Source organism: Streptomyces alfalfae, from assembly GCF_004127445.1.
GTDB classification, from domain to species: Bacteria; Actinomycetota; Actinomycetes; order Streptomycetales; family Streptomycetaceae; genus Streptomyces; species Streptomyces alfalfae.
Genome location: NZ_QEXM01000026.1, coordinates 1 through 12,606 on the forward strand (window position 1 = coordinate 1; position 12,606 = coordinate 12,606).

Sequence of the window (12,606 nt, forward strand, 5' to 3'; positions counted from 1 at the left end):
GGCGGCCGGGTGCGGGTCTCCGGCGTGGAGATGGCCGCCGACCCGACGGCGCTGTTCGGCGCCGTACGGGACGAGCGCGTCGAGGTGCTCGAAGTCGTGCCCTCGCTGCTCCGCGCGGCCCTCGACGCCTGGGACCTGGAGGGCGTCGCCCCTGAACTGCCTGCCCTGCGCCGGCTGATGGTGACGGGCGAGGCGCTGCCGGTGGATCTGTGCGAGCGCTGGTTCGCGCGTTTCCCGGGGGTGCCGCTGATCAACGCCTACGGCCCCACCGAGTGCTCGGACGACGTCACCCACGCGGTGATCCGTGCCGGTGACCGTCAGCCGAGCGGGCGTGTCCCGATCGGCGGCGCGGTGCGCAACACGCGGCTGTACGTGCTCAGCGACGAGCTGCGGCCGGTGCCGGTCGGCGTCCCCGGCGAGCTGTACGTGGGCGGCGCGGGCGTCGGCCGCGGGTATCTGGACGACCCCGTGCGGACAGCGGGCACGTTCATGGCGGACCCGTTCGCCGGGGCGGGCAAGCGGATGTACCGCACGGGCGACCGCGTGGTGCAGCGCCCCGACGGACAGCTGGAGTTCATCGAGCGCCGCGACCACCAGGTCAAGATCCGTGGCCGCCGCGTGGAGCTCGGCGAGATCGAGGCCGTGCTGCGCGCCCTGGACGCGGTGGCCGACGCGGCCGTGGCCGTGCTGCCCGACGCCTCCGGCAACAGCCGCCTCGTCGGCTACCTCACCGGGGACGGGCTCACCGGACCGGACGACGCGGAGCCGGTGCGCGCCCGCGCCGCCGCCCTGCTGCCCGAGTACATGGTCCCGTCGACCTGGGTGGTGCTCGACGCGCTGCCGCTGACGGCCAACGGCAAGCTGGACCGCAAGGCCCTGCCCGAGCCCGCCGAGACCGACCAGGCGAGCGCCCGGCGCGGCCCGCGTGACGAGCGCGAACGGCTCCTGGCCGGCATCTTCGCTGACGTGCTGGGCATCGCGGACCTCGGCGTCGACGAGGACTTCTTCGTCCTCGGCGGCGACAGCATCCGCTCCATCCAGGTCGTCAGCCGCGCCCGCAGGGCCGGACTCGCCCTCACCACCCGCGACGTGTTCGCGCACAAGACCGTCGCCGCGCTCGCGGCGGTGGCCGCCGACGCGGAGGACGTGGTGGAGACGGCCGTGCCGGAGGTCCCCGAGGGCGGGCTCGTCACGCTCGACGACGACGAGCTGGCCGACCTCGAACTCGAACTGAGCGAGGAGCTGTCGTGACCGGACACATGACGCCGGCCAAGGGCCGGGCGCGGATCAGCGAGGTACTGCCGCTGTCCCCGCTCCAGGAGGGGCTGCTGTTCCTCTCCTCGACCGGGCAGGCGACCGGGCGGGCCCCGGGGGCCGACCTGTACACGCTCCAGTTCACCGCCGACATCGAGAGCGAGGACGTCGAGGGCGGCGAAGGTGTCGCGGGCGTCGCGGGGAGGGACGTCGCGGGGCGGCTGCGCGCCGCCGCGACCGCGCTCCTCTCGCGCCACCCGAACCTGCGGGCCTGCTTCCGGGGCCGCAAGAACGGCGAGCCCGTCCAGCTCGTCCTGCACGCCGACGACGTGCCGCTGCCGTGGACCGAGCGGGACCTGACGCACCTGACCGGCGACGCCCTCGCAGCGGAGGCCGGGCGCATCGCCGCCGAGGACCGGCTGCGCGGCTTCGACCCCGCCAAGCCGCCGCTGATGCGCTTCACGCTGCTGCGGCTCGGCGGCGGGAAGCACCGCCTGCTCTGGTCCGTGCACCACATCCTCATGGACGGCTGGTCGCTGCCGCTCGCGGTGCGCGAACTCCTCGAACTCGCCGCCGGCGGCGACGCGGACCGCCTCCCCGCGCCCGCGCCCTACCGCTCCTTCCTCGGCTGGCTCGGCGGCAGGGACCGCGAGGCGGCCCGCCGCGCCTGGGCGCGGACACTGAGCGGCGTCGAGGACCCCGTACACCTGGCGCCGCCGAGCCCGGCCGGCGCCGCCCGCGCGCTCCCGCTGGACCTGCGCCGCACCCTCGACGCGGACCGCACCGCCGCGCTCACCGCCTGGTGCCGCACCGCCGGCGTCACCCTCAGCTCCGTGGTGCAGGGCTGCTGGGCCGTGCTCCTCGGCCGCCTCACCGGACGCCAGGACGTGGTGTTCGGCGCGGTCACCTCCGGGCGGCCCGCCGAGGTGCCCGGCGTCGAGTCCATGATCGGGCTCTTCGCCAACACCGTGCCGGTCCGCGCGGACGTGCGGCCGGGGCTGCGCGCGTCGCAGCTGTTCCACGCCCTCGCCGGCCAGCGTCTGGAGATGATGCCGCACGAGCACCTGCCGCTCGCCGAGGCCCAGGCCGCCTGCGGGGTGCGGGGCGAGCTGTTCGACACCGTCCTGGCCTTCCAGAACTATCCGCTGGACGAGGAGGACCTGCTCCGGAGCGGCGCGACCGGCGTGAGCGGGGCCCGGGTGCACACGGCCACGCACTATCCGCTCAGCCTGACGGTGCACCCCGGCGACGTCATCGACGTACGGCTGTCGTACGCGCCGGACCGGCTGGCGGGCGACCGGGCCGCCGGCATCCTCGACCGGCTCATCGAGGTCCTCACCCGGGTCGCCGACGACCCCGAGGCGTTGCTCGCGCGGCTCGGCGGCATCGCGGAGGCCGAGCGCCGCCGCATCCTGGACGAGTGGAGCGGCGGCGGCGCGGAGCCCGGCGCGGACGCGACCATCCCCGAGCTGTTCGCGGCGCAGGTTGCCCGTACGCCCGACGCGACGGCCCTCACCGTCCCCGCCGACGCCGCGACCGGCGCGCGCGTCGACCTGAGCTACCGCGAGCTGGACGCCCGCGCCAACCGGCTCGCGCACCACATCGCCGCGCTCGGCGCGGGACCCGAGACGTTCGTGGCGCTCGCCCTGCCGCGCGGCGCCGACCTCGTCGTCGCCGTGCTCGCCGTCCTCAAGGCGGGCGCCGCCTATCTGCCGGTCGACCCGTCCTACCCGGCCGACCGCATCGCCCACACCCTCGCCGACGCGCGGCCCCCGCTCGTCCTGACCACCGCAGACGCCGGACTGCCGGAGGCGCCGGGCGCCACGGCGGTGCACCTGGACTCCGCCGCCGTGCGCGACGCGGTCGCCGCCCGCCCCGCCACGGCTCCCCGCACGCGGGTGCGGCCCGAGCACCCCGCGTACGTCATCTACACGTCCGGCTCGACGGGCCGCCCCAAGGGTGTCGTCGTGCCGCACGCCAACGTGGCGCGGCTGCTCGGCGCCACCGACGGCTGGTTCGGGTTCGGCGGCGACGACGTGTGGACGCTGTTCCACTCCATCGCCTTCGACTTCACGGTCTGGGAGCTGTGGGGCGCGCTGCTGTACGGCGGCCGGCTCGTCGTCGTGCCGTACGACGTGTCGCGCTCGCCCGACGCCTTCCTCGGCCTGCTCGCCCGCGAACGCGTCACCGTGCTCAACCAGACCCCGTCAGCCTTCTACCAGCTCATGCGCGCCGACGCCGAGCACGGCCCCGAACTCTCCCTGCGGCACGTGGTGTTCGGCGGCGAGGCGCTCGACATCGGCAGGCTCGCCGGCTGGTACGAGCGGCACGCGGACGACGCGCCGCGCCTGGTCAACATGTACGGCATCACCGAGACCACGGTGCACGTCTCGTACCAGGAACTCGACGCCGCCCGCGCGGCGTCCGGCGAGGGCAGCGTCATCGGGCGCGGCATCCCCGACCTGCGGGTGTACCTCCTGGACGGGGCGCTCCAGCCGGTGCCCGCCGGGGTGCGCGGCGAGCTGTACGTCGCCGGGCCCGGCCTGGCGCGCGGCTACCTGGACCGGCCCGCGCTGACCTCCGGACGGTTCGTGGCCTGCCCGTTCGGCGAGCCCGGCGCCCGCATGTACCGCACGGGCGACCTCGGGCGGTGGCGCGCCGACGGCACCCTGGAGTACCTCGGCCGCGCCGACCAGCAGGTCCAGCTCCGCGGCTTCCGCGTGGAGCTCGGCGAGATCGGCGCCGTCCTCGAACAGCACCCGGCGGTCGCCCAGGCCGCCGTCGTCGTCCGCGAGGTCCGCGAGGGCGACCAGCGGCTCGTCGCCTACGTGGTCCCCGCCGGGCGGGGCGCCGACGCCGAGACGCTGCGGACCTTCGCCGGTGAGCGGCTGCCCGCCCACATGGTCCCGTCCGCCGTCGTGCCGCTGGACGCGCTGCCGCTGACCGCCAACGGCAAACTGGACCGGGCCGCACTGCCCGCGCCCTCGTACACCACCACCGACCGGGCCCCGCGCACCGCCGACGAGCGGCTGCTGTGCGCGGTCTTCGCGGAGGTGCTCGGCCTCGAACGCGTCGGCGTCGACGACGACTTCTTCGCGCTCGGCGGCCACTCGCTGCTCGCCACGCGGATCGTGAACCGGGCGCGCGCCGAGCTCGGCGTCGACCTGGGCGTGCGCGACCTGTTCGAGGCGCCGTCGGTGGCACGGCTCGCCGCCCGCCTCGCCGAGCCGCGCGCCGAGGACGAGCCGCGCGCCGAGGGCGGACGTCGCACCGGGGGCGAGCGGCGTGCCGGCGGTGGCCGCGCCCGGCCCGAACTGGTCCCCGCCGTACGCCCCGACGTCATCCCGCTGTCCTACGCGCAGCAGCGACTGTGGTTCATCGAGCGGCTCGGAGCGCCCGCCGGGCTCTACAACATCCCCCTCGCCGTGCGGCTCACCGGCCGCCTCGACGCCGGGGCGCTGGGTGCGGCGCTGCGTGACGTCGTCGCCCGGCACGAGGCGCTGCGCACCGTCTTCCCGGTCACCGCCGGGACCACCGAGACCTCCGGCGGCGGGTTCACCCCCGGGCCCGCCTCCGGAGCCGAGGAAGGCGCCCCCCCAGGCGCCGCCTCGCGGGGCGTCGGCCGGGCCGGGCAGCAGGTGCTCGCCCCCGCCGACGCCCCCGTACACCTGCCCGTCACCGAGACCGCCGAGGCCGCGCTCGACGCCGCGCTCGCCGCCGAGGCCGCCCGCGGCTTCGACCTGGAGAGCCAGGCGCCGCTGCGGGCCCGCCTGTTCGCCACCGGGCCCGACGAGCACGTCCTGCTCCTCGTGGTGCACCACATCGCCGCCGACGGCTGGTCCCTCGCCCCACTCGCCCGCGACCTCACCGAGGCCTACGCGGCCCGCCGCGCCGGAGCCGCGCCCGCGTGGGCGCCGCTGCCGGTGCAGTACGCCGACTACACGCTCTGGCAGCGGCGGCTCCTCGGCGACGAGAGCGACCCGGACAGCGAGCTGTCCCGGCAGCTCGCCCACTGGCGGACCGCGCTCGCCGGGCTCCCCGACGAGCTGGACCTGCCCTTCGACGCCCCGCGCGGCGCCCGCGCCGACCACCGGGGCGGCACGGTGCGCGTGCCCGTGCCCGACGCGGTGGCCGCGGGGCTGCGGGCGGCGGCGCGGGAGTGGGGCGTCAGCGTCTTCATGCTGCTCCAGGCGGGCCTCGCGGCGACGCTGACGCGGCTCGGCGCGGGCACCGACATCCCGCTCGGCAGCCCCGTCGCGGGCCGCTCCGACGACCGCCTCGCCGATCTCGTCGGTGTCTTCGTCAACACCCTCGTGCTGCGCACCGACACCGGCGGCGACCCCGCCTTCCGCGACCTCGTGGAGCGGGTCAAGGCGTACGACCTCGCCGCCTACCAGCACCAGGACGTGCCGTTCGAGAAGCTCGTCGAGGCCCTCAACCCCGAGCGGTCCCGGGCCCGCCACCCGCTGTTCCAGGTCATGCTCGGCCTGCGGAACGCGGACCGCTCCGCCGCGGTGACCGTCGACCCCGAACTGTCCATGGAGGTCGTCCCGGTGGCCGGGGCCACGGCCAAGTGGGACCTGTTCTTCCAGCTCACCGAGCACGCCGACGACACGGGCCGGATCGACCTCGCCGTCGAGTACAGCGCGAGCCTCTTCGAGGAGAGCACCGCACGCCGTATCGCCGACGCCTATCTGCGGCTGCTCGCCGGGGCGCTGGCCGACCCCGCGCGCCCGCTGTCCGGCCTCGACATCCTGCCCGCCCGGGAGCGCGCCGCCCTGCTCGCGCTCGGCGCCAACGACGCGCCCGCGCCCGCCGGCGCCGTCACCGCGCACTTCGCGCGCCAGGCGGCGGCCACGCCGGACGCGGTGGCCCTGCTGCACGGCGAAGGGGGCGCGCTGACCCTCACGTACGGCGACCTCGACGCCCGCGCCAACCGCCTCGCCCAGCACCTGATCGCCGAGCACGGCGTGCGCCGCGGTGACGTCGTCGCCCTGCGCCTGGAGCGCGGCCCGCTGACCGTCGTCACCCTCCTCGCCATCGCCAGGACCGGCGCCGCCTACCTGCCGCTCGACCCGCGGCACCCGGCCGCCCGCGTGCGCGCCATGCTGGCGGACAGCGGCGCCCGGCTGCTCCTGACCGAGGAGTCGGCGGGGGAGAGCCCGTACGACGGCGTGAGGTCGGCGGGGGAGGCCGAGAGCGACGGCGCGACGACAGCCCGGGAGGCCGGGAACGACGGCGTGCGGACCGTCGTCCTCGACGCGCCCGCCACCCTGGCCGCCGTCGCGGCGGCCCCCGCCACGGCCCCGGACGTGCGCAACGCCCCCGACGACCTGCTCTACGTCACCTACACCTCCGGCTCCACCGGCCGGCCCAAGGGCGTCGCCGTGTCGCACCGGGCCGCGCTGCGCCTCGTGCACGGCCTCAGCCACCTCGGGGTGGGCCGCGACGACACCTTCGTGTACTTCGCGCCCGTCGCCTTCGACGCCTCGACCTTCGAGATCTGGGCGCCGCTGCTGCACGGCGCCCGGCTCGCCGTGACCCCCGCAGGCCCCGCGGAGCCCACCGCGATCGGCGCGTTCCTGCGGGCCACGGGGGTGAGCGTCGCGTTCTTCACCACGCAGCTCGTCAACGTCTTCGCCGACACCGCGCCCGAGGCCCTCGCCCCGCTGCGGCTGCTGCTCACCGGCGGCGAGGCGCACTCCGTCGACCACATCGCCCGGCTGCGGGCCGCGCTGCCCGGCCTCACCCTCGTCAACATCTACGGGCCGACCGAGGTGACCACGTTCGCGCTCTCGCACACCGTGGCCGAGGACCCCTCCGGCGCCTCGAACGTCCCCATCGGCCTGCCCATCGGCGGCACCCGCGGCTACGTCCTCGACGCCGCCCTGCGGCCCGTGCCGCGCGGCGTGGTCGGCGAGCTGTACCTGGCGGGGGCCGGGCTCGCGCGCGGCTACCTCGGCAGGCCGGGACAGACCGCCGAGCGCTTCGTGGCCGACCCCTACGGGCCCGCGGGCACGCGGATGTACCGCACGGGCGACCTGGTGCGCTGGAACACCGCGGGGCTCATCGAGTACGTCGGCCGCGACGACCACCAGGTCAAGGTCCGCGGCCACCGCATCGAACTGACCGAGATCGAACGCGTCCTGACCGCGCACCCCGCCGTCGCCCGCGCCGCCGTCCTCGCCCCGCGCACCGCCACCGGACGCGATCTCGTCGCGTACGTCGTGCCCGCCGCCCCGGACGCCCGCCCCGAGGCCGAGCGGCTGCGCGCCCACCTGGCGCGGACCCTGCCCGGCTACATGATCCCGGCCGCCTACGCCTTCCTCGGGGAGCTGCCGCTCACCGTCAACGGCAAGCTCGACACCCGCGCCCTGCCCGCCCCGGAGACCGTCGACCGACCGGCGGACCGGACGGCGCGCGCACCCCGTGACGCGGCCGAACGCGCCCTGGCGGAAGCCGTGCGCGAGGTCCTCGGGACCGCCGACGTCAGCCTCGACGACGGCTTCTTCGCCCTCGGCGGCGACAGCCTCAAGGCCATCCGCCTGGTGAACGCCGCCGCCCGCCGCGGGCTCCGGCTGGGCCTCGGCGACGTCTTCGAGCACCGCACCGTCGAGGCCCTCGCCGCGGCGGGCGGCGCCGCCGACGACGGCCTCGACATGCTCGCCCCCCTGCTGCCGATCCGGACGGGCGGCACCCTGCCGCCGCTGTTCTGCGTGCACGGCGGCCTCGGGTTCTCCATCCCGTTCGCCGCGCTCGCCGAACACCTCGACCCGCGCCGCCCCGTCCTCGGCCTCCAGGCGCGCGGCATCACGGGCGCCGGACCCCTGCCGTCCGACCTCACCGAGGTCGCCGACGACTACGTGCGCGAGATCCGCGCCGTCCAGCCGCACGGCCCCTACCACCTGCTCGGCTGGTCCTACGGCGGCGTCGTCGCCCACGAGATGGCGGTACGGCTGCGCGAGGCCGGCGAGGACGTCGCGTATCTCGCGAACCTCGACGCCTACCCCGACGACGCGCGCGGCGCCCGGCCCGACGACGCGGAGTTCCTCGCGGAGTTCCTCGACCAGGCGGGCGTCGACGCCGGCGCGCTCACCGAACTGACCACGGAGACGGTCACCGCGCTGCTGCGCTCCGCCCCGGACAGTCCGCTCGCCGCCTTCGACCTCGCCACCCTGGAGCGCCTGCTGAAGGTGATGCGCAACAACCTCCGCCTCTTCCAGCGCTTCACACCGGGGGCCTTCGACGGCCCGATGACGCTGTTCGTCGCCGCCGAAGGGCTCGACGCCGACGAGCGCGCCCTGAAGGCCAAGAGCTGGGAGCCGCACCTGACCGGCGCGGCGGGGCGGCTCCGCACCCACGACGTGCCCTGCGGACACCAGGACATGATGCGGCCCGCCCCGGCGGCCCACATCGGGCGCCGCGTCGAGGAGGCCCTCGCGGCCCTCGACCGCGCCAGGACCACCACGCACACCCACTGACATCGGGAGATCAGTCATGGCCAACCCCTTCGACGCCGAGGACGGCACGTTCCTCGTCCTGGTCAACGACGAGGGCCAGCACTCGCTGTGGCCCTCCTTCGCCGAGGTGCCCGCGGGCTGGACCGTGGCGCTCGACGCGAGCGAGCGGTCGGCGGCCGTCGCGTACGTGGAGGAGAACTGGACCGACATGCGGCCGCTCAGCCTGCAGAAGCAGGGCTGATCCGGTGACAGCGGACACAGCGATCCTCGCCGAGGGGCTCGGCAAGCAGTACAAGTCGCACACCGCCCTGCACGGCATCGACCTCTCGGTGCCCGCCGGGTCGGTCCTCGGCGTGCTCGGACCCAACGGGGCCGGCAAGACGACCACCGTCCGCATCCTCGCCACGCTCATCACGCCGACGGCGGGACGCGCCAGCGTCGCCGGGTACGACGTGGTGGGCCAGAGCAAGGAGGTGCGCCGCCGCATCGGCCTCGCCGGGCAGTACGCGGCCGTCGACGAACTGCTCACCGGGCGCGAGAACATGATCCTGCTCGGCCGCCTGCTGCGGTTCGGGCGGCGCGGCGCCGCCCGGCGGGCCGTGGAACTCCTCGACCGGTTCGGCCTCACCGAGGCCGCGGACCGCCCCGTCGGCACGTACTCCGGAGGTATGCGGCGCCGGCTCGACCTGGCCACCTGCGTGATCGGCGAGCCCGAGGTCCTCTTCCTCGACGAGCCCACCACGGGGCTCGACCCGACGAGCCGTGCCGTGCTGTGGGACGTCGTGCGCGGCCTGGTCGCCGACGGCGTCACGATCCTGCTCACCACGCAGTACCTGGAGGAGGCGGACGAGCTGGCCGACCGCATCGCCGTCATCGACGCCGGCCGCGTCATCGCCGAGGGCACCCCGGACGCCCTCAAGCGCAAGGTCGGCAGCGAGCGCCTCGAAGTGACCGTGGCGCGGCCGGAGATGCTGGCCGACGCCGTGGCCGCGCTCGCGATGATCGGAGGCGGCCAGGAGCCCGTCGCCGACGAGGCGGCCTTCCGGGTCTCCGTCCAGCTCACCCACGGCCTCGACGACGTGGCGAGGGCCGCCGCCGCGCTGCGCGACAAGGGCGTGGCGACCACCGACTTCGAGCTGCGCAAGCCGTCGCTCGACGACGTCTTCTTCGACCTGACGGGCGGCGCGGAGACCAGGACGGCCGCCGCCGCGGGAGCACACCAGGGGGACAAGGGATGACGACCGCCACGGCCACCACCACGGCGAAGACCGCCGCGCCGCGGGACGGGGGCGGCGCCCTGCCGGGCTACGTCTCGGACACCCTCGCCCTCGCCGGGCGCCACCTCGTGCACCTGCGCCGCTCGCCGGGGCGCCTCGTGCTCGTCACGATGAACCCGCTGGTGATGCTGATCGCCATCGGCTACCTCTTCCGCGAGTCGATGAACATCCCGGGCAACGTGGCCTACGAGGACTTCATCATGGCCGGCATCGCGATCCAGGTCGGTCTGACCAGCGTGGGTCCGACGGCGATCGGTGTCGCCATGGACCTCCGCAACGGCCTGGTGGACCGCTTCCGCTCGCTGCCGATCGCGTCGAGCACCGTACTGATCGGGCGGACCCTCTCCGATCTCTTCGTCGGCGCGGTCAGCCTGACGGCGGTCTCCCTGGTGGGTCTCGGCGTCGGCTGGCGGCCGCACAACGGCTTCCTGCAGACCCTCGCCGGATTCGGCGTCCTGCTCGCGTTCATCTACACCATGCTGTGGCTCGGCATTCTGCTCGGCACCGCCATGAAAAACGTCGAGGCAATTGACGGCTCGGGCGCGCTCGTCCTGGTGATCCTGTCCTTCCTTTCCAATGCGTACGTGGGTGTGGGCGGCCTTCCCGGATGGCTCCAGCCGATCGCGGAATGGAATCCCGTCACCTCCGTCATCACGACCACCCGACGGCTGTGGGGCAACGACCCCGTGGGCGCCACCGGAACCGGCTTCCCGTCCGAGCACCCAGGTCTCGTCACGGCCATCATGCTGACGACGCTGCTGGTCGTCTCGGTCTTCGGCAGCCTGCGTGGCTTCCGCAAGGCCGTCGGCAACTGACCACCGGCCCTCAAGCGGAACCGTCAGTCAGTAGTCAGTTGAACGTCACTGGCGCTGGCTAAATTCTTGAACCAAGAGCCGCGAGTTCTCACATTCTGTTCTTTTTCCCCTTCGGCTTCTCGTACGCCGCACTTTCTCTGAGGAGAGAAATGACCACCGTCGCGCCCGACCGTCTGGCCCGTATCAAGGAAATCGTCGCGGAGAACATCGACGTGGAGGCGGAGGACCTCAGCGACACCGCGCTGTTCATCGACGAGCTGGGCGCGGACTCGCTCAAGCTCATCGACATCCTCGGCGCCATCGAGATGGAGTACTCCATCGTCATCGACATGGACGAGCTCCCCAAGATGGTCAACGTGGAGGCCACGTACCAGGTGGCCGCGGCCGCCGCCGGCTGGTGACGGAGCCCTCCCACCCTGGGCCCTCCCTCACGGAGCCCTCCCGCTCAGGGCCCTCCCTCACCGGGCCCGAGCACCCCCGCACACACGGGAACCCCGACACCCCCGCCACCACAGGCAGCGAACTGCGTCAAAGGAGTCCGTCCATGTCCACCGCACAGTCGCCAGCGGCCGGGGACCGCCGGAGGGTGGTCCTCACCGGCCTCGGCGCCATCACCAGCATCGGCACCGGCCTGGAGGAGTTCACGGCGGGGCTGCGGGCCGGCCGCTCGGGCGCCGCGCCCATCACCCGCTTCGACACCACCGGCTTCGAGCAGACGTACGCCTGCGAGGTCAAGGACTTCGACGCCGAGCGGTGGATCCGCAACGTGCCGCTCGACCACGTCGGCCAGGCCGGGCAGTTCGCCGTCGCCGCCGCCCGCATGGCCGTCGAGGACGCCGGGCTCACCGAGGCCGAACTCGGCGACACCCGGGCCGTCATCAGCATCGGCACCACCGACGGCGAGTCCCACGACCTCGACCGGCTCGTGGCCATGGACGTCGAGGCGGGCGACCCCGAGGTGATGGACCCGGTGCTCGCCGGGCGCGTCAACGCGGGCCGACTCTCCACGGCCGTCGCCCGCGAGTTGCGCATGGCCAACGTCGAGGCCACCACGGTCACCACGGCCTGCGCGGCGGGCAACTACTCCATCGGCTACGGCCTGGACACCATCCGCTCCGGCGAGGCCGACCTCGCGATCTGCGGTGGCGCGGACGCCGTGTGCCGCAAGGCGTTCGTGAGCTTCTACCGGCTCGGGGCGCTCACCTCCGAGGACCGCGTACGCCCCTTCGACGTCAACCGCAAGGGCATCCTGACCGGCGAGGGCGCCGGCATGCTCGTCCTGGAGAGCCTGGACTCCGCGCTCGCCCGCGGCGCCCGCATCTACGCCGAAGTGCTCGGATACGGCCTCTCCTGCGACGCCAGCCACCCGACCGCGCCGAACCGCGAGGGCATCGCCCGCGGCATCGAGCTCGCGCTCGACGACGCCGGGGTGAAGAAGGACGAGGTCGACTTCATCTCCGCGCACGGCACCGGCACCAAGGCCAACGACAAGACGGAGTCGGGGGCCATCGTCGACGTGTACGGCAGCGCGCCGCCGCGGACCGTCGCCCTGAAGTCCATGCTCGGCCACTCCATGGGCGCGGCCAGCGCGCTCGGCGCCATCGCCTGCGCGCTCTCCATCGAGCACGGCTTCATCCCGCCGACCATCAACCACGTGGAGACCGACCCGGAGTGCCCGGTCGACTGCGTCCCCAACGAGTCGGTCGAGGCGGACGTCCGCATCGTGCAGAACAACTCCAGTGCCTTCGCGGGCAACAACGCCATCCTGATTCTCGGCAAGTACGGGGAGCGAGTCTGATC

Annotated in this window: 7 protein-coding genes; all 7 read left to right on the plus strand. The window is 74.6% G+C overall.

Annotated features, from left to right (window positions below; genetic code table 11):
• A partial coding sequence (locus DCW30_RS12080) for a non-ribosomal peptide synthetase (RefSeq protein WP_164992601.1) occupies positions 1-1,251 on the plus strand: 1,251 nt, incomplete at its 5' end.
• Between the two features lie 8 nt (positions 1,252-1,259).
• On the plus strand, positions 1,260-8,735 hold the full coding sequence (locus tag DCW30_RS12085; protein WP_076689024.1) for an amino acid adenylation domain-containing protein: 7,476 nt from the start codon (positions 1,260-1,262) through the stop codon (positions 8,733-8,735).
• Positions 8,736-8,751: 16 nt separating this feature from the next.
• A complete protein-coding gene (locus DCW30_RS12090; protein WP_062771482.1) occupies positions 8,752-8,955 on the plus strand; it encodes an MbtH family protein in 204 nt (67 codons plus the stop codon).
• A gap of 4 nt (positions 8,956-8,959) precedes the next feature.
• Positions 8,960-9,952 (plus strand): ATP-binding cassette domain-containing protein, encoded by a 993-nt coding sequence (locus tag DCW30_RS12095; RefSeq protein ID WP_076685141.1) that lies wholly within the window; start codon positions 8,960-8,962, stop codon positions 9,950-9,952.
• Positions 9,949-10,806 (plus strand): ABC transporter permease, encoded by an 858-nt coding sequence (locus DCW30_RS12100; RefSeq protein ID WP_062771487.1) that lies wholly within the window; start codon positions 9,949-9,951, stop codon positions 10,804-10,806. The genes DCW30_RS12095 and DCW30_RS12100 overlap by 4 nt, the downstream gene beginning before the upstream one ends.
• A 149-nt stretch (positions 10,807-10,955) precedes the next feature.
• On the plus strand, positions 10,956-11,207 hold the full coding sequence (locus tag DCW30_RS12105; protein ID WP_062771489.1) for an acyl carrier protein: 252 nt from the start codon (positions 10,956-10,958) through the stop codon (positions 11,205-11,207).
• Between the two features lie 143 nt (positions 11,208-11,350).
• Positions 11,351-12,604, plus strand: coding sequence for a beta-ketoacyl-[acyl-carrier-protein] synthase family protein (locus DCW30_RS12110; RefSeq protein WP_076685140.1), 1,254 nt, complete (start codon positions 11,351-11,353; stop codon positions 12,602-12,604).
• The last annotated feature ends 2 nt before the right edge of the window (positions 12,605-12,606 follow it).